This is a genomic window from Micromonospora sp. CPCC 206061 (genome assembly GCF_036906915.1).
Taxonomy (GTDB): Bacteria; Actinomycetota; Actinomycetes; order Mycobacteriales; family Micromonosporaceae; genus Phytohabitans.
This window is the reverse complement of sequence record NZ_JBAKHX010000055.1, coordinates 30,251-53,836: the sequence shown is the minus strand read 5'-3', so window position 1 is coordinate 53,836 and position 23,586 is coordinate 30,251. Positions and strand designations below refer to the sequence as shown.

19 protein-coding genes are annotated in these 23,586 nt (G+C 71.5%); 9 read left to right on the top strand and 10 right to left on the bottom strand.

What is annotated here, in order from left to right:
- Positions 1-333 precede the first annotated feature (333 nt).
- The 3 genes from V6V89_RS28750 to V6V89_RS28740 form a co-directional block, all read right to left on the bottom strand.
- Positions 334-1,707: an MFS transporter gene (locus tag V6V89_RS28750; protein ID WP_334622598.1), complete on the bottom strand. Its 1,374-nt coding sequence runs from the start codon at positions 1,705-1,707 to the stop codon at positions 334-336.
- Positions 1,708-1,886: 179 nt separating this feature from the next.
- Entirely contained in the window at positions 1,887-2,882 is a 996-nt protein-coding gene (locus V6V89_RS28745; RefSeq protein WP_334622597.1) for a serine/threonine-protein kinase, read from the bottom strand.
- Positions 2,883-2,897: 15 nt separating this feature from the next.
- Positions 2,898-3,380, bottom strand: a complete 483-nt coding sequence (locus V6V89_RS28740) for an STAS domain-containing protein (RefSeq protein ID WP_334622596.1) — start codon at positions 3,378-3,380, stop codon at positions 2,898-2,900.
- A gap of 446 nt (positions 3,381-3,826) precedes the next feature.
- Here V6V89_RS28740 and V6V89_RS28735 point away from each other — a divergent pair, with 446 nt between their 5' ends.
- A complete protein-coding gene (locus tag V6V89_RS28735) occupies positions 3,827-4,024 on the top strand; it encodes a hypothetical protein (RefSeq protein ID WP_334622595.1) in 198 nt (65 codons plus the stop codon).
- 24 nt (positions 4,025-4,048) lie between these two features.
- Here V6V89_RS28735 and V6V89_RS28730 read toward each other — a convergent pair whose 3' ends face one another.
- A complete protein-coding gene (locus V6V89_RS28730; protein WP_334622594.1) occupies positions 4,049-6,256 on the bottom strand; it encodes a heavy metal translocating P-type ATPase in 2,208 nt (735 codons plus the stop codon).
- A gap of 12 nt (positions 6,257-6,268) precedes the next feature.
- Positions 6,269-7,246 carry a hypothetical protein gene (locus V6V89_RS28725; RefSeq protein WP_442935236.1) on the bottom strand — a complete coding sequence of 326 codons (978 nt, stop codon included), beginning with the start codon at positions 7,244-7,246 and terminating at the stop codon, positions 6,269-6,271.
- On the opposite strand from V6V89_RS28725, the gene V6V89_RS28720 reads away from it, so the two are divergent.
- Positions 7,245-7,463: a hypothetical protein gene (locus V6V89_RS28720; RefSeq protein ID WP_334622593.1), complete on the top strand. Its 219-nt coding sequence runs from the start codon at positions 7,245-7,247 to the stop codon at positions 7,461-7,463. The two genes, V6V89_RS28725 and V6V89_RS28720, sit on opposite strands and share 2 nt — an antisense overlap.
- Before the next feature lie 169 nt (positions 7,464-7,632).
- Positions 7,633-8,772: an alpha/beta hydrolase family protein gene (locus tag V6V89_RS28715; protein ID WP_334622592.1), complete on the top strand. Its 1,140-nt coding sequence runs from the start codon at positions 7,633-7,635 to the stop codon at positions 8,770-8,772.
- A 140-nt stretch (positions 8,773-8,912) separates the two neighbouring features.
- Here V6V89_RS28715 and V6V89_RS28710 read toward each other — a convergent pair whose 3' ends face one another.
- Positions 8,913-9,188, bottom strand: coding sequence for a hypothetical protein (locus tag V6V89_RS28710; protein ID WP_334622591.1), 276 nt, complete (start codon positions 9,186-9,188; stop codon positions 8,913-8,915).
- 78 nt (positions 9,189-9,266) lie between these two features.
- On the opposite strand from V6V89_RS28710, the gene V6V89_RS28705 reads away from it, so the two are divergent.
- Positions 9,267-11,261 (top strand): alpha/beta hydrolase, encoded by a 1,995-nt coding sequence (locus V6V89_RS28705; protein WP_334622590.1) that lies wholly within the window; start codon positions 9,267-9,269, stop codon positions 11,259-11,261.
- A gap of 108 nt (positions 11,262-11,369) precedes the next feature.
- Here V6V89_RS28705 and V6V89_RS28700 read toward each other — a convergent pair whose 3' ends face one another.
- Positions 11,370-12,353, bottom strand: a complete 984-nt coding sequence (locus tag V6V89_RS28700; RefSeq protein ID WP_334622589.1) for an intradiol ring-cleavage dioxygenase — start codon at positions 12,351-12,353, stop codon at positions 11,370-11,372.
- A gap of 195 nt (positions 12,354-12,548) precedes the next feature.
- Between V6V89_RS28700 and V6V89_RS28695 the strand changes: the two genes are divergently transcribed.
- Together V6V89_RS28695 and V6V89_RS28690 are read left to right on the top strand one after the other, a co-directional pair.
- A complete protein-coding gene (locus tag V6V89_RS28695; protein ID WP_334622588.1) occupies positions 12,549-13,664 on the top strand; it encodes an amidase in 1,116 nt (371 codons plus the stop codon).
- A 22-nt stretch (positions 13,665-13,686) separates the two neighbouring features.
- A complete protein-coding gene (locus tag V6V89_RS28690; RefSeq protein ID WP_334622587.1) occupies positions 13,687-15,930 on the top strand; it encodes an Hsp70 family protein in 2,244 nt (747 codons plus the stop codon).
- A 47-nt stretch (positions 15,931-15,977) separates the two neighbouring features.
- On the opposite strand, the gene V6V89_RS28685 is transcribed toward V6V89_RS28690, so the two are convergent.
- The gene (locus V6V89_RS28685) at positions 15,978-16,844 is read right to left on the bottom strand and encodes a DUF6745 domain-containing protein (RefSeq protein ID WP_334622586.1); all 867 of its coding nucleotides are present in this window, start codon (positions 16,842-16,844) and stop codon (positions 15,978-15,980) included.
- A 150-nt stretch (positions 16,845-16,994) separates the two neighbouring features.
- Here V6V89_RS28685 and V6V89_RS28680 point away from each other — a divergent pair, with 150 nt between their 5' ends.
- Positions 16,995-19,676 carry an MMPL family transporter gene (locus tag V6V89_RS28680; protein WP_334622585.1) on the top strand — a complete coding sequence of 894 codons (2,682 nt, stop codon included), beginning with the start codon at positions 16,995-16,997 and terminating at the stop codon, positions 19,674-19,676.
- Positions 19,676-21,727, top strand: a complete 2,052-nt coding sequence (locus V6V89_RS28675) for a YhgE/Pip family protein (RefSeq protein WP_334622584.1) — start codon at positions 19,676-19,678, stop codon at positions 21,725-21,727. The genes V6V89_RS28680 and V6V89_RS28675 overlap by 1 nt, the downstream gene beginning before the upstream one ends.
- On the opposite strand, the gene V6V89_RS28670 is transcribed toward V6V89_RS28675, so the two are convergent.
- Positions 21,728-21,895, bottom strand: coding sequence for a hypothetical protein (locus V6V89_RS28670; protein ID WP_334622583.1), 168 nt, complete (start codon positions 21,893-21,895; stop codon positions 21,728-21,730).
- Between the two features lie 60 nt (positions 21,896-21,955).
- Complete coding sequence (locus tag V6V89_RS28665; protein ID WP_334622582.1) at positions 21,956-22,444, bottom strand: DUF6326 family protein; 489 nt, start codon at positions 22,442-22,444, stop codon at positions 21,956-21,958.
- Between the two features lie 378 nt (positions 22,445-22,822).
- On the opposite strand from V6V89_RS28665, the gene V6V89_RS28660 reads away from it, so the two are divergent.
- Entirely contained in the window at positions 22,823-23,497 is a 675-nt protein-coding gene (locus tag V6V89_RS28660; RefSeq protein ID WP_334622581.1) for a TetR/AcrR family transcriptional regulator C-terminal domain-containing protein, read from the top strand.
- The last annotated feature ends 89 nt before the right edge of the window (positions 23,498-23,586 follow it).

The window sequence follows — 23,586 nt, the reverse complement described above, 5'->3', positions numbered from 1 at the left end:
CCCCCCGCCCGGCCGCGCCCGCCCCGCCCTCTTCCCGCCGATCAAGGGCAAATGCACGTGGTTCGATCTCCTTTCCACGTGCGTATGCCCTTGATCAATGCGATCTTCCTTGATCGACGACCCGGGAGGACGGGCCACCGCGGGCAAGGCCCGCCGCACAAGCGCTGCGATCTCCCTTGATCTGTGACCCCGGAGAGCGGGCCACCCGCGGGCAAGGCCCGCCGCCACGAGCGCCACGTCACGGCAAGCCGGGCCCGCGCCGACGGCGAAGGCGTGGCCTCGACCGGCCCCGGATGCCGCAGCCTCGCCGAAGGTGCGCGCCGCAGCCTCGAACTATGCCTGGGTCGCAGGCTCCGGCTCGCGGACCGCCGCCGCCGGGGCGCTCGCCGTGTAGTAGTCGCTCAGCCGGCGGTACGGGCGGCTGCGCAGCGCCGCGCCCGTGGCGATCAGGCCGATGACGCCGGTCAGCATGAACACGATGGCGATGCCGCGGTCGACGCCGGTGCCGAACCAGTCGCCGATCGCCCGCGCCCCCGCGCCGTCGGTCATGAAGGGGATGAACACGAACTGCGCGATCGGCGAGATCAGGAACGCGGTCAGCGGCGACGCGGCCTGCTCGACGCTCTGCGCGAACCCGAACACCCGGCCCTGCCGTTGGTACGGAACCACCTTCTGCATGACCGTCTGCTCGGCGGCCTCCGCGTAGGGCATGAGCATCATGTACGCGTACATGCCCACGGTCAGCATGATGATCGACGACCGCAGCGGGAACAGCACCATCACCGTCCACAGCACCAGGTTGATCAGCAACAGCAGCCGGATCGGATTGCTACCCAGACCGGTGCGCGAGATGAGCAACCCTCCCACGATGAACCCGGTGCTCAGGATGCCCCACAGCAATCCCCATGTTTGCACCGACACGAGCGACAACCCATACGCGTCCATCAACGCCATGAACACGCCGCCGAGGAAGTTGTTGAACGCGGAGAACAGGATCAGTGCCATCAGGCCCGGCACCTCGCGCACCACCCGCACGGTGCCTCGCAGGTCGACGGCCCGGCGTCCGCCGGTCTCGGCCGCCGCGTCCGGCGCCGGCTCCGCTGGGCGTTCATTCACGGGTACCAGCGCCAGGTGCGCTACCGCGACGGTAAGCACCACGAGCGCCAGCACGAGTACCCAGAACATGCCTCCGATTGCTACGAGCACGCCGCTGATGACCGACGTGACCAGGAAGGTCACGCCCGACGTGGTGCCGACCAGGCCGTTGGCCCGATCCCTGGTCTCCTCGGCGATCAGCACGGTCACCAGCGTCGGCAGCGCGATCGTGCGGATGTTTCCCGCGATGACACCCACCATCAGCAGCAGGATGAGCAGCCACAGCGAAACGCTCGTCGGGTCCTTGAAGGACTCTTTCGGGGTGACCTGGTAGGCCACGAACGCCACGGCGTACGCCACGAGGGAAACGCTCGCCGACGCCTGCATCATCGTCTTCTTCGAGTGGTGGTCGACCAGGCTGCCGAACCAGATGCCGGTCAGCGCCGTCATCACCAGGAAGAGCCCGGAGATAACACCGGTCGCGAACACCGAACGCGTCTGGAGGTACACGTAGAACGTGATCGCGAACCACACGGTGAAGTTGATCACCGACACCAGCAGCGTGCTGACCAGCAGCTGGAAGAACGTCCTCCGGTCCCCCTGAATCCCCATGGAGAGGACCATACGACCTCAACTTGGCTTCAAGTCCAACCAAATAGAGTGATTCGGCCGGCGCCGGCATGCCGCACGCCGGCCGGCTCACCCTGCCGATTCCCGGGGCCATTTCTGGCAACCGTCAGTAGAACGGGGTGCCGCCGTGAAGACGAGGGTGAAGTTGTGGTAGCGGTGACTCATCGTCCTTGGGCCGCGCGGGCCAGACGGACCGTCGTCACGGCGTTCGGGGCGGCAAGTCGTGGTGTAGACGCTTGTTCGCGCCGAGGTGGGGACACCGGTTGTGGTTGTCCGTCATCGTGCGTCTGGCAGATCGTGACCAGTTCAGCTGCGCTGGGCCGGTGGCGCGGGTCGCGGGTCAGCGCCCATCCCACCAGGTCGTCGAGGTGCGGGGGTAGGCCGTACAGGTCTGGTTGCGCGGACTGGACGCGCAGGATCCATTCTTGTTCGCTGCGGCTGGCGAATGGGTGGACGCCAGCGGCGAGGTGCGCGAGCAGGCATCCCCAGGCGAAGACGTCCACCGCCGGTGTGGCTGGCGCGGTGCGTAGCTGTTCGGGTGCGGCCCAGCCGCGACTGCATTGCACGATCCCGTCGTCGCCGCACCGCTCGCCGACGTGCCGGGCGATACCAAAGTCGATAACGCGAACATCGTGGTCTCGGGTGAGCAGGTTCGACGGCTTCACGTCGCAGTGCACGATGCCTCGGGCGTGGATCGCGGCGAGTGTTCGGGCCAGCGCCGCGCCGAGGCTCCACAGCCGGCTGGCCGGTGTTGGCCTGCCCACCAATGTGGAGCCGCACCGGTAGCCCGGTAGGTGGGCGGTCACCAGGTAGGCGCCGGCCCTCGACATGCCGTGGCCGAGTGCGGCCGCGGTGCAGCGCGGGTCCACTGCGGACGCCATCTGGTGTTCGCGCTGGCATGCCTCGGCGGCCCCGCTGGCGCGGCGGAGGAGTTTGACCGCGACCGGCCTGCCGGCTGGTGCCAGGGCGTAGAACACGTCCGCCATCCCGCCGGATCCCAGACGTGCGATCAACCGGTGGCCGTCAACGCTGACCGGGTCACTGACGCGAAGCGGCCAACTGCCGACAGGGAACCGGCGCCGGGGCAGAACGGCGACCGGTTCGGCGGGACGGGTTGTGGCCGCGATGATCGAGGAGGGTTCGGCGAGAACGGTCATGCTGATCGACGCTCGTTACGGGGACACGCCGCAGGTGAGCCGGCCGGGACGGCGCCCCTGCTGAAGCACCGGCTGCGTCACATCCGTCGGGGTGGGTCCAACCCTGGACGGATACCCGATCCCCGCCGGCGCCGGCGCCGGCGCGATCGTCGGGACGGCGAACACGCTTAGCAGCCCGGTCACCTCCAACACCCGACGCACGATGGGTTGCGGGTGGCTGACCCGCATCTGGCATCCGGCTTGGACGGCGGCGCTGCGCACCGCGACGAGCACACCAAGTCCGGTGCAGTCCAGGAAAGTGACCCCGGTCAGGTCGACGTCGAGCAGGTCTGGACGTTCGTCCCGCAACATGCGCAGCAGCCGCTCGCGCAGCAGGGGCGTGGTTGCCAGGTCGACCTCGCCAACCACGGCGACCCGGGCTGTGGCCGGCGATGGGTAGCTGATGCCGATGTGTAGCTGCGCCGACGTGGTTACCGGCGAAAAGGTGGTAGTGAACATTGTTCCTCCAGCCCAACTGCCTCAACGATGAGTGACGAGTGGGCGGGGACTGGGCCCAGGCCGGGGAGGCAACAACCCCGAATGACATGGGGCGTTGCGGGCTCGACAAGCCGCGCATGTTGTGCGACGCAGCTACTCGCAGGCTACACGTAAGACGTTTCCATGGGCAGACACCGCGGGCGACTTTCCGCCAGCTCAGCTCGCAGCGACTCCGGCAGGACAGGAGATCAGCGGCGCGCTGCGGCGATCGCCGGCGCCTGTACTCCCGCAGTCGAACGGCGCGCCCTACAGCCTCAACCGCTACGACAAGTGGCGGTTCCCTTACCGGACGTTGTCCATCGGCGTCCGTTAAAGACATCACCGATCTGGGTACCTGTGTGGCATCGGTCGCGGCAGCACGAGGCCACCGCGGAATCACCGTTCGGATCCGCATCAGGAGGCAACCAGTGCGCATCGGAGCAGTAATCGTCGTGGTCTGGCTGATCATTGGACTGGTGGCTGCCGGCCAACGCGGATACCTCGGCGGGTCCTCCAGCAGCTGCACCGAGGCCGGAACCATCGCGGTCACCGTCATAGCGGGGCCGCTGAACTACGTGGGCGTGAACCCGAAGGTCGAATGCACTGTGCCGCAGCCGTCCGAGTGACCGCCACCCAACCACCGTCCATGATCACAAGGTTGACTTTGTCACCGCGCGGAAGCGGCGCAGGCGCAGGCTGTTCGCGACCACGAACACTGACGAGAACGCCATCGCGGCGCCCGCGATCATCGGGCTGAGCATCCCCGCGGCCGCCAGCGGCAGCGCCGCCACGTTGTAGGCGAACGCCCAGAACAGGTTGCTCCTGATGATCCGCAACGTGCGCCGGGACAGGCGGATCGCGTCGACGGCGGCCAGCAGGTCACCGCGGACCAGGGTCAGGTCGGAGGCCTCGATGGCCGCGTCGGTGCCGGTGCCCATGGCTAGGCCCAGGTCGGCCTGGGCAAGCGCGGCGGCGTCGTTGACGCCGTCGCCGACCATCGCGACGACCTTGCCGTCGGCCTGTAGCCGCTTGACGGTGTCGACCTTGTCTGCGGGGAGCACCTCCGCGACGACCTCGTCGATGCCGACCTCGGCGGCGACCGCGCGGGCGACGGTCTCGTTGTCGCCGGTGAGCAGCACCGGGGTCAGGCCGAGGCGGCGCAGCGCGGCGACCGCCTCCCGGCTGGTCGGCTTGACCACGTCGGCGACGGCGAGCACGCCGCGCGCGGCGCCGTCCCAACCGGCCACGATCGCCGTCCGACCGGCGGCCTGCGCGGCGGTCACGGCCCGTTCGAGCTCATCGGGTACCGCCAGACCGCGCTCACGCAGCAGCTGTACCCGACCGGCCAGCACCTCGCGGCCCTCGACGGTGCCGCGGACGCCGAGGCCCTCGATATTCCTGAACCCTGTCACGGCCGGGAGCGTGCCGCCGCCGGCACGGGCGATCGCCTGGGCGATCGGGTGCTCCGAGGCGGCCTCGACCGCGGCGGCCAGCCGCAGCGCGTCCGGGTCGCCGGTCACGTCGACGAGCGTCATGCGGCCGGTCGTGACGGTGCCGGTCTTGTCCAGCAGTACGGTGTCGACACGGCGGGTCGACTCCAGCACCTCGGGGCCTTTGATGAGGATGCCGAGCTGAGCGCCCCGACCGGTGCCCACGAGCAGCGCCGTCGGCGTCGCCAGGCCGAGCGCGCACGGGCACGCGATGATCAGCACCGCCACGGCCGCGGTGAACGCGGCGGTCCATCCGCTGCCGGTGCCGAACCACCAGCCCAGGGTGCCGACGGCCAGCGCGATGACGATCGGCACGAAGACCCCGGAGATCCGGTCGGCGAGCCGCTGCACCGTGGCCTTGCCGGCCTGCGCCTGCTCGACCAGCGTGGCCATCTGCGCCAGCTGGGTGTCCGAGCCGACCCGGGTCGCGCGGACGACCAGGCGACCGCCGGCGTTGACGGTGGCGCCGACGACGCCGTCGCCGGGGCCGACCTCCACCGGCACGCTCTCGCCGGTCAGCATGCTCTGGTCGACCGCCGAGGAGCCGTCTTCGACGACGCCGTCGGTGGCCACCTTCTCACCTGGCCGCACGACGAACCGGTCGCCGACGGTCAGCTGCGACACCGGCACGCGCACCTCGGTGCCCTCTCGGAGCACCGCCACGTCTTTCGCACCGAGTTCCAGGAGCGCTTTCAGTGCGGCGCCGGCGCGGCGCTTCGAGCGCGCCTCGAAGTACCGCCCCGCGAGGATGAACGTGGTGACACCCGCGGCCGCCTCCAGGTAGATCGCGCCGGCGCCGTCGGTGCGGCCGATGTCGAGGCTGAACGGGTGGGTCATGCCGGGCTCGCCGGCGGTGCCGAGGAACAGCGCCCACAACGACCAGCCGAACGCGGCGAGCGTACCCATCGAGATCAGCGTGTCCATTGTGGCGGCGCCGTGCCGAAGGTTGACGGCCGCGGCCTTGTGGAACGGCCAGCCGCCGTACACGACCACCGGGGCGGCCAGGGTCAGCGAGAGCCACTGCCAGTACGTGAACTGCCACGCCGGCACCATGGCCAGCACCACGACGGGAACGCTGAGGGCGGCGGAGACCAGCAGGCGGGTTCGCAGGCCGTCCGATGGCGTCTGAGAAGCCTTGTCCGAGGCGGGTAGCGCGGCCGTGTACCCGGTCTTCTCGACCGTCGCGATCAGGTCCCTCGCGGTGACCCCGCCCTCGACGGTGGCTGTGGCCTTCTCCGTGGCGTAGTTGACGGTGGCGGTGACGCCGTCCATGCGGTTGAGCTTCTTCTCGATCCGCGAGGCGCAGGAGGCGCAGGTCATGCCGCCAATCGCGAGCTCGATCCGCTGCGGCGCGGTCTGGAGAGCCATCGTGACCTCCTGCTACTCGTGGGTGTGGCCGGGCGCGCCGTGCTCAGATGGGCTCGGCGGGCCGGTGGGGCTCGGCTCGGGCGCGACGCTGGTCAGGGTCTGCGGCCCGACCGTGACGGTGAACTCGGCGGTGCGGACCTTGCCGCCGTGCTGGAAGTCCAGGTACAGGCGGTAGGCGCCGGCCGACGGGATCTCGGCGAAGAAGGTGACGTCGGGTCCGGCGGCGGTGCGGCCATCGCCGGGCGCGCCGTCGGGGTGCACGTGCAGGTACGCCAGGTCGCCGTCGCGCAGCGCCACCAGGTGCCCGTAGGCGCCCAGGTAGGGCTGCAGGTCGGTGACCGGTGCGCCGTCCTTGCTCACCGACAGGGTCAGCTTCGACGAGCTGCCCGGCACCAGGTCGCCGGCGAGGGTGACGGTGTATCCGTCGACCTCGGCGGTGCGGTCCGGTGCCGGCAGCGGCCGCGGCTGGTAGTCGCCGGCGGCGGGCACGTCCACGCCGAGGGTCAGGCCCTCGGCGCGGGCGGCGGGCTGGAAGTCGGCGAACACCCGGTACTGCCCGGGGCTCGCCACCGACAGCGGCAGCGACCAGGCGCCGTCCGCCGCCAGGGTCGGGTGCAGGTGCTGGAAGCCTGACAGGTCGCGCCGCACGACGATCAGGTGCAGGTCTTTGTCGTGGCTTGTCGTGTACTCCGTGACCGGCTCGCCGTCCGGCCCGAGCACCCGGAAGGCGAACGGCTGCGCGCCGCCCACCGCCAGGGCGCCGGTGACGGGCACCAGCCGGTACCCATCCTGCGTGACCTGCAGCCCACCCGGCACCTGCGCCGCGGCGGCACCCTCGGCGCGGGCGTCGCCGGCGTGGGTGTCGTGGGATGCCGGCGGTGTGGCCTCGCTCAGGCCGACCACGCTGCCGATGCCGGCGGCGGCGCCGAACACCGCCACCAGGCCGAGCGCGTACGCCGTCAGCTTGACGGGTGTCCTCATGGTCTGCATGAGGACACCTTACCCATACCCCCCTAGGGTATGCAACCCTAGGGCTGGCGACATCGCCGGCCTGGCCGCCGCGGTCGACCGGGTCGTCCTGGAGATTCCGGCCGCCGAGCGGCGGGAACTGGAGCTGCGCGCCCGGAGCCGCGCGATGGGCTTCGACCGCGGCGCCGTCTTCGACAGCCTGTTCCCGTCCACGAGGGCCGCCGCGGTGGTGGGTTAGGGCCGGGCCCTGATCGGTACGGGAGGCGCGCCGCACGCAGCTGTCGATGATCGGCTGATTCACGCTCGTCACCGTGTCGCGTACATCGGGGGGATGACTCCTCCGGAGGTACCGGAAATCGTTACGGCGACCGACGCGCCGCACCGCGGGCCATTCCTAGCATCGACGCATGACACTTTTCTCACGGGGGCGTATGGCGTTTGTCGGCATCGCCGTCGCCGCTACCCTGCTGTCACCGGTGGCGAGTGCGACGCCGGCGCGGGCCAGCGACACGCTCCAACTGCCGGGACCGACCGGGCCGCACGCGGTCGGCGCCACGGACGTCCATCTCAAGGACACCTCCCGCCCCGACCCCTGGGTACCCGAGGTGGAGGCGCGCGAGCTGATGGTCACCGTCTGGTACCCGACCAATGCCCGGCACGGCGCCCGTACCCAGTACATGACGCCCGAGGAGTCGAAGCTCTACGTAGAAGGCAAGCGGATACCCGACGTGGCGCCGGATGTCCTCAGCACCGTGCGGACGCACGCGTACGCCGACGCCAAACCAGCCGGGCGCCGGCTCCCGCTCGTCGTGCTCTCCCCCGGCCACACCCAACCCCGCGCCTTCCTCACCGGCCTCGCCGAAGACCTCGCCAGCCACGGCTACGTCGTCGCGGTCATCGACCACACCTACGAGACGTACGCGGTCACCTTCCCGGACGGCCGGATCGCCCCCTGTGCCGCGTGCCTTGTCGACGGTCCGTCCAGCTTCCGCGCCAAGCAGCACCAGGTCCGGGCGGCCGACGTCTCGTTCGTCATCGACAGCCTGACCGGGCCGCGCGCCGCATGGTCCGGCGCCCGGCTCATCGACGCGTCCCGGATCGGCGCGTCTGGCCACTCGTCCGGCGGCGCCAGCGCGATACCGGCCATGCTGAGCGACACCCGCATCGACGTGGGAGTCAACATGGACGGCACCACCTCGAAGGCGATCCCCGCCACCGGACTGTCCCGCCCGTTCGTGTTCCTCGGCGCGCCACCGCACGTGCCCGGCGGCCCGGACGAAAGCTGGAACGTCGACTGGAGCCTGATGACCGGGTGGAAGCGGTGGCTCGTGGTCGACGGCGCCGTACACGGCTCGTTCCACGACGCGGCTGTCCTCGCCGAACAGCTCGGCATCCCGTCGGGCGCCACCATCACGGGCACGCGCTCGATGGAGATCACCCGGCGGTACAACCGGGCGGTGTTCGACCTGCACCTGCGACACCGCCCGCAGCCTCTGCTGGAGACGGCGTCGTCGCGGTATCCGGAAGTCGCCATCGCCGCGCGGTAGCCACATAGCCGCGCGAAGATCCGGACTGCGCACCGTCCACTCCAAACGGACGCAAGGCGTGTTGCCCGTGTGGGCCAACCGTGATTGTCGTGGCGATGCTCCTCCGAGCATCGCCACGGCTTCTGTACGCCGCCTGGGCGCTACCTGTCACCGCACAGAGCGTTCTCGACGAGCGTGTCGGCGGCGCGCTGCTGGCGCGGGTAGTCGCTGAGCAGGCTGGACACGGACAGCACCACGCTGCGCCGGCCGTCGCCGGTGACGCCGTTGTCGGTGGCGCCGGGCAGGAACTCCTCGAACTCTGCACGACGTCGGCACCGTCCGCTGTGGACGCGTTGTAGGCGTCGAGCAGCTTCCCGCTGTGCCGGGCGGCCAGCGTGTAGGTGCTGGGCGTCGGCGTGGTCGTCTGCGCGCGTCAAGGGGTACCCCAGCGGAGGTACGCAGATGCGCCTCCGCGGAGGGACGAGACGCCGTCGCCGCGCACCTACCTTCACCGCATGACCACTGCCAAGTTCGCCGCCCTGGGGATTACCGGCGCGCTCGTGCTCGCGCTCGGCTACCTGAACGTGCGCTCCGAGCAGACCCTGGCGGTCCCGGCCGGTGCGCGCCCCGGTGCACTTTCCATGTCGTCGTGCACGTACGACACCGAGGCAGGAAGCGTGGCCGCCGACTGCGGCACGCTGGTCGTGCCGGAGAACCGCCGCGACAGCGGTTCCGACCTGATCGCGCTGCCGGTGGTCCGGATCCGGGCCACGAGCGAGCGGCCCGCCGAGCCGATCTTCCGGCTCAACGGCGGCCCCGGCGCGACCAATCTGGAGTTCCCGCAGGTCAGCCGCCTGACCGATAAGCACGACGTGGTCCTCGTCGGATACCGGGGCGTCGACGGGTCACGAAAGCTGGACTGCCCCGAGGTGACCTCGGCGCTGAGGCGCTCCGCCGACCTCGCCGGAGAGGCGTCGCTGCGCGGCGCCACCGAGGCGTTCTCCGGCTGCGCGCAACGGCTGACGGGCGACGGGATCGACCTCACCGGCTACTCGATCGCGCAGCGCGTCGACGACCTCGAAGCTGCCCGCACCGCGCTCGGCTACCAGCGCGTCAACCTGATCAGCTCCAGCGCAGGCACCCGCACCGCGATGGTGTACTCGTGGCGGTATCCCGCGTCACTGCACCGCTCGGTGATGATCGCGGCGAATCCCCCGGGGCATTTCGTGTGGGATCCTCGCATCACCGACAGCCAGTTCGCTCAGTACACCCAGCTGTGCGCCCAGGACGGCACCTGCGCCGGCCGCACCGACGACCTGGCGGCGACGGTCCGCGCCGAGGCCGGCGACGTCCCCGCCCGGTGGGGCCTCCTGCCGATCAAGGAAGGCAACGTCCGCGTCGCCGGCATGTACGGCATGTTCCACAGCACCAAGGCGGCCGCCCCGCTCAACGCACCGACCATCGTCGACGCCTGGCTGGCGGCAAAGGAGGGCGACGCGGCCGGGATGTGGGCGATGTCGGTGCTGGCCGACCTGACCATCCCGAGCTCGTTCGTGTGGGGCGAGTTCGCCTCGTTCGGCATGATCGACGCACCGGCGGCCGAGCGGTACTACGCGGCCGGCGGCGACCCGGGCTCCACATTGGGCAACGCCGCCACTGACCTGCTGTGGGGCGGCCCGGACGGGTTCCACCGGGCCTGGCCGGACAGCCCCGACAACGCCGAATACCGGACGCTGCGCCGCTCCGACGTCGAGACGCTCGTGATCAACGGCACCGTCGACTTCACCACCCCGGCCGAGCTGTCGACCGGCGAGCTGATGCCGTCACTGACCAGGGGACGCCAGGTGAAGCTCACCGGCATGGGCCACTCCGCCGACTTCTGGGGCAACCAGCGGGACGCGGGCGCGCGGCTGCTGACCGGGTTCTTCGACAGCGGCGAGGTGGACGAGTCCGGCTACCGGGCGCAGACCGTCGACTTCGAGGTCGGCTTCGCCACGATGTCGCGGATGGCGCGGATCCTCGCCGGAGTCGCCGTGGGCGGTGCGCTGCTGGCCGTGCTACTGCTCGGGTGGATGGCGCTCCGGGTACGCCGCCGCGGCGGCTTTGGCCCGCGAGCCGGCGTATGGCTGCGGTTCCTGACGCCCCTTCCGCTCGGCATCGGCGGCTGGCTGCTCGCGGCGCTTCTGGTGTGGACGGTGTGGCCGCGACTGTTCATAGGCGACGCCATGCTGGCCGTACCGTCGGTCGCTCTGGCCGTCGGCCTCGGCACCTGGCTGGCCTGGGCCCGCCGCGACCGCCCGCGCCGGCTCGGCCTCGCGGCGGCGCTCGCCGGGGCCTTCCTCGGCGGAGCGCTCGGCTTCGGTGCCGCCGCCGGCCTCGTATCGCTTCTCACCACGATCGCTGGCGCGGCGACCACGGCCAACCTGGCCCTGCTCGCGCTCGACCGGCCCTGGGGCGGCGCGGTCTGGACCGCGGAGCGGGCCCGCGCGAGCGCGGTGAGCGCCGGCTAGCAGATCCGGGGCCGCCGACCTCGGTGCGCCGCCGGCGAGCTGCCTGCGGGCGCACCGCTGGTCGAGGTCTAAGGTCGCTGGCACCACTGCAGCCCCGCACCGTCACGGTCAGCGTGACGGTGGGGAGCTGCCGCCGGGCCCACCGCCGCCGCTGGGGGCCTGGCCGCCGCCGCCCGCCGAGGTGGTCGTGTCGACACCGACGGAGAGCAGGACCGTGTACCCGGAGCTGATGTCACCGGATACGGCGGCGAGTTGGCTGGCGCCGCCGTCGTCGCTGAAGACGTTGTCGCTGGACAGCGAGACCTTTGACAGATTCGACACCGACTGCTCGTACCCGGAGGTCGCGTACACCTTCTCGCAGACGTCCTTGGGCAGCGCCACCTGCGAGGTCGCGATCACATTGCTGGAGTCGGTGATGCTGGCCTGGTCGGGGTACACCTCGAAGTGGATGTGCGGCCACCGGCCGTCGTAGCAGGCCGGGAAGATGCTGGTGAACTTGACCTTGCCCGCGGAGTCGGCGATCTGCACGCCTCGCAGGTAGTTCTGGTCGGTGACGCCGTCGGAGTACATCGAGTACCGGCCCTCGCGGTCGCAGTGCCAGACGTAGACCGCGACGCCGGCGAACGCCGAGCCGCCGTTTGCCAGGTCCTTGATGTCGAGTTCGAGCGTCATCGGCACGCCGTCGGCGGTGCCGCTCCCGTCGCCGAAGCTCTTGGTGATGTCGGCGCGCACTATGCCGCTGTCGTCGAGCACGTTGGGGCCGTTGGAGCCATCGCCCGGGTACGGGCCGGCGGTCTCCTCGGGGATCTCACCGGTCGCGCTGGCGGCGGTCGTCGCGGACGACGACGGCGAAGCGGACGACGACGAGGAGGGGGGCGAGGAGGACGAGCCGTTGTTCGACCCGCACGCCGCGAGGCCGACGCCCGCGATGCCCAGACCCAGCGCCTGCAGCATCCGCCGGCGCCCCATCACGGTGCCGAGGTCGAAGCCGAGCCCTTGGTCGACGAGCTCCTCGTCGGGCCTCGGAAACGGACGGCCCTCGTAGGTCGGGACCGACTTTCGCGGCTGGTGCGGCATGACTCCTCCGATCATGGTGATGACGCCACCTGGCGCCACGACTCACTCTCGATGCCGCTCCGATGAGCCAGTTGTGGCTTACCTGTGAACGACCTGTGCCTCGGGGCGGCCGCCGCCGGGGTTTCCCGCCGGCCTCGGCCCCTCCAGCGTGCCACCCACCACACCACCTAAAGCATCCTAGGACACCAGGTTCCCGGGTAGGTTCTCAGCGTGACCACCTGGATCCAGCGCTTCGACCCGCCTCTCGGGGCACCGGACGGCCTCCGGGTCGCCGTCAAGGACGCCATCGACATCGCCGGCTTCGTCACGGCCGCCGGATGCGCCGCGGTGCGCGAGCGGGCGGTGCCGGCCACCGCCGACGCCGCGTGTCTGGCCGGAGTCCGCGCGGCGGGCGCCGCCATCGTCGGTAAGACGACGCTGACCGAGCTGTGCGTCAACCCAGCCGGCGACAACGCCGCGTTCGGCACCCCGGTCAACCCCTTGGCGCCGGACCGCATGCCGGGCGGCTCGTCGAGCGGCAGCGCGGTCGCGGTCGCCGCCGGGGAGGCCGACATCGGCCTGGGTACCGACACCGGCGGCTCGGTGCGCATCCCCGCGGCCTGCTGCGGCATCGTCGGCCTGAAGACGACCTGGGGACGCGTACCCACAGAGGGTGTCTGGCCGCTAGCGCCCACATTGGACACCGTTGGACCGATCGCCCGCACCGTCACCGACGTCGCCACCGGGATGCGCCTGCTCGCACCGGGGTGGACGGTCGCACCGCGCCCCGCCCGCACCGTCGGCCGGCTGCGGATCGAGGGCGTCGACAACGCCGTCGAGGAGCCCGTCGACGCCGCCCTCGACGCGGCGGGGCTGAAGGCGCGCGACGTGCGACTGCCGGGCTGGGACGCCACGAACTGGGCCCTGCACTGGATCATCACGGGCGAGCTGTGGAGGGCACACCACGCACTGCTCGACGCCGACGGCCTGGGCGCCTTCGTCAACCAGGGCCTGCACGCGGGGCGAGCCGTCACTGGGGAGCAGCTGGACGAGGGCATGGCCATCCGGCAGCGCTGGCAGGCGGAGATCGCGGCCGTCCTGGACGAGGTGGAGCTGCTAGCGTTACCGACGCTGGTAGGGGTGCCGCCGCTGGTGGCGGACTCCGCCGGCTTCCCGTTCACCCAGCTGACGGCGCCGTTCAACCTCGCGGGCGTACCGGCCCTGGCGATGCCGGTGCCCTCCCCCGGGCTGCCGGTGCCCGCCAGCCTGCAGCTCGTCGGGCCGATGGACGGCGAGGACCTGCTCTGCGCGACCGGTCTCGCCATCGAGGCGGCGGGCCGCCGTTGACGTGCGTCGCTACGGTGGCGCCGTGCTCGGATACACGGCGTCGTCACTTGGTATCGATCTTGGTACGACGCACACGGTCGCGTCCCTCGCGGTGCGGGGTACGCAGGTACAACAGCTGCTGTTCGACTCCAGCCCGCTGCTCTCCTCGGCCGTCTTCGCCGAGGAGGGCCGGCCGCTGGTCGCCGGACGGGACGCCGAACGCGGCGCCCGGCTCGACCCGACCCGCTTCGAGCCCAACCCCAAGCGTCGGATAGACGACGGCACTGTCCTGCTGGGCAGCCGGGAGTACCCGGTCGCCGAGCTCCTCGCCGCGACCCTGCGCCGGGTCGCGGACGAGGCCGGCCGGGTCGGCGGCGGCTCGCCGGGGACGACCGTGCTCACGTACCCGGCCAACTGGGCGACGACGCGGCGCACCGTGCTCGCGGAGGCCGCCCACCTCGCGGGCCTGCGATCCCTGACCCTCGTGCCGGAGCCCGTCGCGGCCGCGGCCTACTTCACGACGGTGCTCGGCCGGCCCGTGCCCACCGGCGCCGGGCTGGTGGTGTACGACTTCGGCGCCGGCACGTTCGACACGAGCGTGCTGCGCCGCCGCCCCGACCAGGGTTGGGACGTGCTCGCCAGCGACGGCATCGACGTCGGCGGCCTCGACCTCGACGCGGTGCTCGTCGACCTCGTCGGCGAGGCGATGTCCACACGCGACGCGACACTGTGGACACGGCTGCGACAGTCCGATGAGGACAACACGCGGCGGGCCCGGCGGGCGCTGTGGGAGGACGCGCGGGCGGCCAAGGAGCAGCTGTCGCGCGCCCCGAGCGCGGCGGTGCACGTGCCGCTGTTCGACACGAACGCGCACGTGACGCGGGAGCAGTTCGAGGAGCGGGCCCGGCCGTGGATCGCGCGCACCGTCGAGGAGACCGAGGCGCTGCTGGCCCGCACCGGGCTGGCGGCCAGCCAGGTCGCGGGGCTGTTCCTGGTCGGCGGGTCGAGCCGGATCCCGCTGGTGGGCACCATGTTGCACCAGCGCCTCGGGATCGCCCCGACGGTCATCGAGCAGCCGGAGCTGGTGGTCGCGCTGGGCAGCCTAGCGGCGGCACCGCCCGGTGAACCACCGGCGGCGCCGGTGTCGGCCGCGCCCGCGTCCCCAGGATCCGCCTATCCGGTCCCGCCGCCGCTGCCAGTCTCGGCCGCGCCCGCCTCGCCGGCGCCCGCCGCCGACACGACCCGGTCCGTGCCCCTCGCGCCGGTGTGGCCGGAGCCGCCCACCCGCCCGCACGTGTCCGACCGGATGCCGCGCCGGCGGACCCGGCCGCTCGCCCTGACCGCCGCCGCGGCAGCGCTGGTGCTGATGGCCGCCGGTGGGGTCGCCGGGTACCGGTGGTTGGATGACCGCTCAGGCGGTGACGAGAAGGGCGGTGACCCGGGCAGCATCACGGCCGGCAAGGAGCCGAAGGTGGAGGAAGCCGAGCCCGGCGCGAACCGGCAGACCGCGAAGATCGACAAGACCGTCTGGTACGGCGGCCGCAAGATGACCTTCGGGACGGCGGAGTACGACGCGTCCAAGGACCCGCCGCTGACCATCGGCGCGACCGTGCAGAACCTCGCCAACCAGGGGGCGTACCCGGGCGTCGACATGGTCCTCAACGTGGGCGGCGAGAGCTACGAGGGCTTCACGGACCGCTTCGAGCCATTGCCCGCGCTCGCGACCGGCACCGTCACGTACGGCTTCCGCGTCCAGGAGCCACCGCCGAGGCTCGCCGACGCGGTACTGACCGTGGGCCGGGCCGGCGAGCTCCAGGCGGTGCTTCCGTTCGGGGACAAGGGCAAGCTCGTCTCGCTGGAGCCGAAGACCGTGCTGGAGAACAAGACCGTGTCGGCCGGTGCCCTGACGATGGCGGTCACCAGGTGCGAGATACGCCCGGACAACCTCGACAGCGGGTACCAGATCAAGGACAGCCAGCGCCACCTGGCCTGCCTGGTCACCATCACGTACCACGGCGCCAGCGGCCGCCCTGGCGGCCAGAACCTCGACGAGCGAAACAACCGCCTCAAGCTCCCCGACAAGGTCACCGTCGAGGCGCCCACCTTCGGGGTACACGACCTGCTCGGCGCCAAGCAGGTGGCCAGGGACAAGACGGTCCTGTTCACCCTGACGTGGCCGGCACCGGGCCAGTACGCCCTGCAGTTGCTCGACCTGGGGTGGCTCAACAACGACCCACCATCGGCGAAGAACACCGGCGAGATCGCCTTCACCATCGACGGGGCCTGACGCACCGGCCGGGGGCGGCTAGCGCCGCGCCCCGGCCGGCCTTCGCGTCAGGTCAGCATCGGGTACCACCCGTCGCGGTACCGCACACCGCGGCGCTCCAGCCGGACCTCGTCGTGCCAGGTGCCGGGCAACTGTTCGGTGTGGACGGTCTGGGGCCGCTCCACCACGACGCACACGTCGTCGCCGGGCCACCACCAGCCGCACGAACGTGCCAGCGCGGCCCAGTCGCCGAGTTGGCTCGTCTCGTCCGACCCGTACTGGGCCAGTCCCAGTCGCCGCAGGACGTCGTAGTACCCGACCCAGGCCACGTCCTGCTGCCCGTACCAGCACACCGGCACCGGGCCGTCACCGGCCAGCGCGTCCCGGACGCGCAGGGCGAACCCGGTGGCCAGGCTGCGGTGCAGCGTGCCGCGGACGCCCTGGTGCAGGACGACGCCCAGCGGCACCCCCGTGTCGAGTGCGCGCGGCGGCGGCAGCTCGGGCCACGGCTCCTTGTTCTTGCCCCGGCGCGCCGGAGACAGCTCCGGGTCACTGTGGACGACGCCCGCGCTCAGGGCGGCCCGCAGCCGGGACACCATCATCGCGAGATCGCTGGCCAAGGGTGGCGGTCCGGGTGGACGCGGATCCCGGACCCAGCCGTAGAGCGCCTCGAGCGTCGGCAGCGCACCCACCAAGGGCAACGCCTTGGCCGGCGAGTCCACCCACTCGAACCGCGGTCGGGGACGGGACATGGTCGCGTAGATGGCCGCCAGGCTGCGCTCGGCGGTCGTCCTGTCGGCCGGTTGTGTGCACAGCCCGTGCTCCAGCCACTCCTGCCTGAGGTGGACAGCGCGCTGCCACAGGTCGTGAGCGGTGGTGCTACGAAGGCCAACCGGAGATCGTGCGGCGTCACTGCGCCGCACGGGCGCGGTCATCGCGCGAGGGCGTGGACGCCCTTTCGGTTGAGGATCATCCAATGATGATGGCCGAGGCCCCCGATCCGCGCAAGCCGCCGTGGATCGGGCGTGATCTTCGGCTCGCCTGATCGTTACACCCCGTAACTAGCGATCGAGCCGGGAGCCGCTGTGTCGTCATTCCTCTACCGGTTGGGCCGTACCGCCGTGCGGGCTCGCGGGCTGGTACTCGCGGTGTGGTTGTTCGCTCTGCTCGCGATGGGCAGCCTCGCCTCGACGTTCAACCAGGGCACCGACGACACGTTCGCGATACCGGGCTCGGAGTCACAGGACGCCCTCGACTACCTCGGCCGGGTGTTTCCCGAGGTCAGCGGCGCCTCCGCCCAACTCGTGCTGGTCGTGCCGGAGGGGCGGCGGGTCGACACGGCGCAGACCAAGGCCGCCACGTCGGCGACGGTAGAGCGGATCAAAGGAGTCACACAGGTCGCGACCGTGGCGGAACCCGCGATGTCGGCGGACCGCCGCGCCACCCTGATCGCGATACCGCTCACCGTGGACCTCGCCCAGGTCACGCCGGCGACGAAGAGTGACCTGTCGGCCATCGCCGCCGACCTGGCGTCGACCGTCGGTGACGGCGCCCGCGTATACACCGGCGGCGACGCGTTCTCCAACCGGGTACCCAGGCTCAGCCCCACCGAGGGGACCGGCCTGGTCATCGCGCTGCTCGTACTGCTGCTGACGTTCCGGTCACTGATCGCGGCGGTGATGCCGCTGCTGACGGCCGTGCTCGGCGTGGGCATCGCCGTCGGAGTGATCTTCATGGCGACGCTGGTCACGCCGATCTCGTCGACCGCGCCGATGCTGGCGGTCATGCTCGGCCTCGCGGTCGGCATCGACTACGCGCTGTTCCTGCTCTCCCGGCATCGCGACCAGCTCGCCGAAGGGCTCGACGTCGAGGAGTCGATCGCGCGAGCCACGGCCACCGCCGGATCGGCGGTGATCTTCGCCGGGCTGACCGTGGTGATCGCCTTGCTGGGGCTCGGGGTCGCCGGGGTCCCGTTCCTCACCACGATGGGCGTCGCCGCGGCGGCCGCCGTCAGCCTGGCGGTCGCCATCGCGGTCACGCTGGTGCCGGCGCTGCTGTCGTTCGCGGGCGGATGGCTGCGCCCGCGAACCAAGAAGAAGACCCGCAGGCCGCGGCCGCGGATCGCGCGATGGTGGGTGCGCGCGGTCACGCGCGCGCCGCTGGTCACCGTGCTGGTCGTGGTCGCCGGCCTCGCGGTGTGCGCGCTCCCCGCGGCCGGCCTGCGGCTGGCGCTGCCCGACAACGGCACCGAGGCCGAGGGCAGCCCGGCCCGCGCGGCGTACGACGTGGTCAGCGACCACTTTGGACCCGGGTACAACGGGCCGCTGATCGTGACGGCGGACATCATCACCAGCACCGACCCGGTTGGCCTCGTCAACAAGATCGCCGCCGAGATCCGCGCGCTGCCCGGGGTGGCCTCCGTGCCCCTCGCGACGCCCAACCCCAAGGGCGACACCGGCGTCATCCAGGTGGTCCCGGCCAGCGCACCGGACTCGCCCGAGACCGAGAAGCTCGTCACCACGCTGCGGGAGCAGGAGAAGCACTTCCTCGACGCGTACGGCACCCGGACCGCCGTCACCGGCATCACCGCCATCGGCATCGACGTGTCGGCCAAGCTCGGTGGCGCGCTGCTGCCGTTCGGCATCCTGGTCGTCGGACTGTCGCTGGTCCTGCTGGCCATGGTGTTCCGGTCGGTCTGGGTGCCCATCAAGGCGACCGCCGGATACCTGCTGTCGGTGGGTGCCGCGTTCGGCGCGACGTGGTTCGTGTTCGGGCAGGGGCACCTCGCCGAGCACCTGCGCGTGACGCACACCGGCAGCGTCATCAGCTTCCTGCCCATCGTCCTCATGGGTGTCCTGTTCGGACTCGCCATGGACTACGAGGTCTTGCTCGTCTCCCGCATCCGCGAGCACTACGTCCATCATGGAGACCCGGCTCACGCCATCGAGTCCGGGTTCGTCTCCGCGTCGCGTGTCGTGGCCGCCGCCGCGGTCATCATGTTCGCCGTCTTCGCCGCGTTCGTACCCGAGGGCAGCGCCACCGTCAAACCCATCGCGTTCAGCCTCGCCGTCGGGGTGTTCGTCGACGCGTTCCTGGTGCGCATGACCCTGGTACCGGCGGTGCTGGCCCTGCTCGGGCACCGCGCCTGGGGCCTGCCGCCCAAGCTCGATAGGGCCCTCCCGGTCTTCGACGCCGAAGGCGACGCCCTGGTCCACGAGCTGCGCCTGGCCGACTGGCCCGGCGCCGACGAGGCGGTCAGCGCACGCGACCTGCGTCTCGACGACGACCGCGGCCACGCCGTATACGCCGGCGTCGACATCCACCTGCCGCGCGGCGATGTCCTCGTGATCCACGGGCCCGGCCCGATCGGCAAGACCGCGCTGCTGATGACCCTCGCCGGCCGGGTGACCGCCCACAAGGGAGACCTGAAGGTGCTCGGCCGGGTGCTGCCCCAGCACGCGCACGCGCTGCGCCGGTCGGTCGCGGTCGCGCGCTGCCACGAGGTCCACGACCCGGCCGGCGCGGTCAACGCCGCGCTCGACGAGGGCGTCGACCTGGTTCTGCTGGACGACGTCGACCTCGTGCTGCGCACCGACGCCCGCGCCGCCGTGCGCGACATCCTCGGCCGGCGCCGCACGGCCGCCGGTCGGCACGTCTCGGTCGTGCTCACCTGCCAGGATCCGGACCGGGTACGCGACCTGCTACCCGAAGGCACCCACCTGCTCACGCTCGCCGCTTCGCCCGCACCGCTCGCGGAGGTTCCCTGATGCTCACGCCGTTCGCCGACTCCGCCCGTGCCCTCGCCTCCGCCCCGCTGACCTGGCGCACCTGGGCCGGCCTCATCGTCGTACCCGTCCTCACCGCCGGCCTGCTCACGTGGGCGTACTGGTCACCGGAGACCGACCACGGCACCGCCACCGCCGCGGTCGTGAACGACGACGAACCGGTGACGGTGAACGGCCAGACCGTCCCGCTCGGCCGGCAGCTGGCCGGCGACCTCACCCACAACGCGGACTCCGCCTACACGTGGGTGCTCACCGACAGCGAGGACGCCACGGACGGCCTGGCCAGCGGCGCGTACGCGGCCACGGTCACCATCCCGAAGGACTTCTCCGCGCGGGCCACCTCCGCGGCCACCGGCAAACCTCTCGCCGCCACCAAGGCGGAGCTGCGCATCCGCACCTCCGACGCCGCGGGCGTGGCCGATCCCGCGCTGAGCGCCGAGGTGGCCGAGGCGACGCGGCGCACGCTCAACCAGCAGGTCGTGCAGACCTACCTGGACAACGTGTACGTCGCGTTCGGCACGATCCACGAGCAGATCGGCAAGGGCGCCAACGGCGCGAGCCAGCTCGCCAGCGGCACCGGCCGGCTCCGCACGGGCGCCAGGCAGGTCGACGAGGGCGCCGAGCGGTTGGCGACGGCCGCGGGCCAGCTGGCCACCGGCGCCGACGAACTCGCCAACGGTACCGCGCAGCTGGCCGCCGGATCGGCGCGGCTGTCCGGCGGGCTGACCGAGGCGGAGCGCGACACCGCGCGCCTCCCCCAGCTCACCCGCCATCTGGCCGACGGCGCCGCGCGAGTGGCCCGGGGTAACGAGCAGCTCGCCGCCACCGTCGTGCCGCTCGCCAACCGGATCATCGCCGCGATCGACGCGCTGCCCTCGGCTGCCGCGGCCGCGGCCGAGTTCCAGCGCCTCGCCGGCCAATGTGGACCGGCCGGCGGCGGCGCGGCGTTCTGCCAGCGCCTCGACGACGCGGCGCGCCGCTTCGCGCGGGACGCCGACGCGATCGACGGTGCCAAGGCCCGCATCCGTGGCGCCGCCGTCGAGGCGCGCGAGTCCGTCACGGCGCTCGCGACCGGCGCCCGGCAGGTTGCCAGCGGCAACGCCCAACTGGCGGGCGGCGCCGGGAGCCTCGCGAGCGGGATCGCCAGCGCCGCGGCCGGCGCCCGCCAGCTCGACGACGGGATACAGCGGGCGAACAGCGGCGCGCGGCAGCTCTCGGACGGCGCCGAGCAGGTGGCGGCGGGCGCCACCGACCTCGCCAAGGGGGCGGGGAAGGTCAACACCGGTGCCGGGCGGGTGGACGAGGGCACCAAGCAGCTCGCCACCGAGCTGGGCAAGGGGCGCGACCAGGTACCGTCCTATTCGGACGCCGAGCGCGCACACCTCAAGACCGTCGTCGCCGATCCCAGCACCGCCACCACCGACCGCACCCCGGTCGGCACGCTCGCCGTCACCCTGATCGCCGCCCTCGCGCTGTGGGCGCTCGCCCTGGCTACGTACATCGTCACCCGGGCGGTCCCCGACGCGGTGCTGACCGCCCGCGAGCCCACCTGGCGCATCATCGTCCGCGCCGCGCTTCCGGGCGCCACCGCCGCCGCGCTCGCGGCGCTCGCCATCACCGCGATAGCCGTGCCGGTGCTGGACCTCGGCATCGGTCGCGCCTTCGGCTTCCTGGCCGTCGCGCTGCTCGCGTCGGCGGCGTTCGTCGCGCTCAACCAGGCCGTGACCGCGATCTTCGGGCGGCCGGGGCGGCTGGCCTCGCTCGCGGTGCTGGTGCTGACCGCCGCCACCGGGGTGCTGTCCACACTGCCCGGTCCGCTGTACACGGTCGCCGGATACCTGCCCACCCACGCGGCGACCCTCGCGCTGCGCGCCATGGTCACCGGCGGCCCGGGGCTGCTGACCGGCGCAACGCACCTGGCCGTCTGGCTCGCCATCGGCGCCTTCGCCACCATCCTCATCACCGACCGCCGCCGCTACCTGACCGGAAGGCAACTTCGCCGCGGCGCCCCGCTGCCCGCGACCACCTCGTGATCAGTGGTCGAGGACCCGGCGGACCGCGGCCCGGCGCTGGTCGCCGGAGTCCCACCGGGCGGCCTGCTCGGTCGCGTACGCCCGCAACAGGTCGTGCAGGGCGTACCGGCCTGGTGCGTGCTCCACAAGCATGTGGATGCGCACGAGCTCGGTGAGCAGTTCGCGCACCCGCGCGGTGGCAGGCCGGCGAGGCTGGCGGCCGCCGGTGCGGACTTTTTACACGGATACCTACTGTCGAAGGTCCTGTCGAAGGTCGGTCGTTGCGGGATCGGCTGGGACGGCGGGGGTTCGAGGCCAGGTCCAGGCGGAGCGCAGGATGAAGGCCAGGAGCAGCACCTCGAGTCCGATGGAGAGGCCGTAGAAGGAGGCCCAGTCCCAGGACTCCCCTGCCGCGTTGACCGCCGAGTAGGGGATGTAGAGCGATGCAACGACGAGGTTCGTGGCGCGGTTCACCCGGGCGGGCAGCGTCATGGAGAGCATCACCATCAGGGCGGGGATCGCCACGGACGCGAGCATCATGGTCAACAACGTCGGGCTGATGTCGAACTCAAAGACGACGCCGGCGCGGAGGTTATCGATGACGCCGGGCTTGTAGAGGTGGAAGTAGTCGACGTAAATGTAGAGGAACATGAAGCTGGTCCATGCGGCGGCGAGCTTGGCCTGCACGGGGATCGGCGGGTTGTCGAGCAGGTTCGGGGTTTTCGTTCGGGTGGTCATCGGTTCTTCTTTCGAGAAGAGCGGTCCCTCCGCCGGAGTGACGGCAGGGATGTACCGAGGCCGCACCCACCTGGACGAGCACATCGCCTAGACCGGGCAGCGGCAGCCAGACCTCGGACGACTCGAGCGCTGAGGGCGGGCCGCAGCGGTGCTGGATGGCGGCCCCGCATCGCTGTCGCCCCCGGCCGGACTCGCCCCGGCGCCAGGCATGCTCCGGCGTTCGATCGCTGTTCGATTCCCACAGAAGCCTCCTCACGTCCGAGCTACGACCCTCGCTGATTCGTACACCGTACGTCGTACAGCGTACTACGAATAGTACACTGTACCAAGACCGTACGCTGGACGATTGTCAAGCCATTCGAGGGAGCGAGGAGACCCGTGTCTGCGAAGGAACAACGCCAGGTCGCGTCAGACGCGGGGCTGAGCAAGCAACGGGTGGTCATCGAGGCGGTCCGGCTCGCCGACCGCGAGGGGGTCGACGGACTGAGCATGCGCCGGCTGGCTGGCGCGCTCGGCGCAGGCGCGATGTCGCTCTACTACTACGTGGCGAGCAAGGAGGAGTTGCTGGACGCCATGATCGACATCGTGTTCGAGGAGATCGACCTCCCGCCCGAAGGGACCGACTGGCAGTCAGCGATGCGACGGCGGGCGGCATCCGCCCGACAGGTTCTCGCACGCCACCCGTGGGCGATCGGCCTGATGGAGTCGCGGACATCGCCCGGGCCCGCGAACCTCCGCCACCGCGAAGCGGTCACCGCCTGCCTGCGGAGGGCTGGCTTCTCGGTCCTGATGGCGACGCACGCCAACTGGTTGCTCGACAGCTATGTCTACGGTTTCGCCCTGCAGGAAGCCAGCCTGCCGTTCGACACCGCCGATGAGCTCGCGGACATGACCGAGGACGTCTTCCTGCCCCAGCTTCCTCCTGACGAGTTCCCTTACCTCAACGAGTCCGCCGCGGCGCTCGTCGCTGCCGGCTACGACCCGGCGGAGGAGTTCGTCTTCGGCCTCGACCTCGTCCTAGCCGCCCTCGAGCCCTTGAGAGCCTCCGCATAGCGACGCTCACGGACCGTCGCGCGGCATCGCGTCTGGTTGCGCGTCCACTTCGGACGGTAGAAGCGCGTCGAGCTGAGCGAGACTGCTGG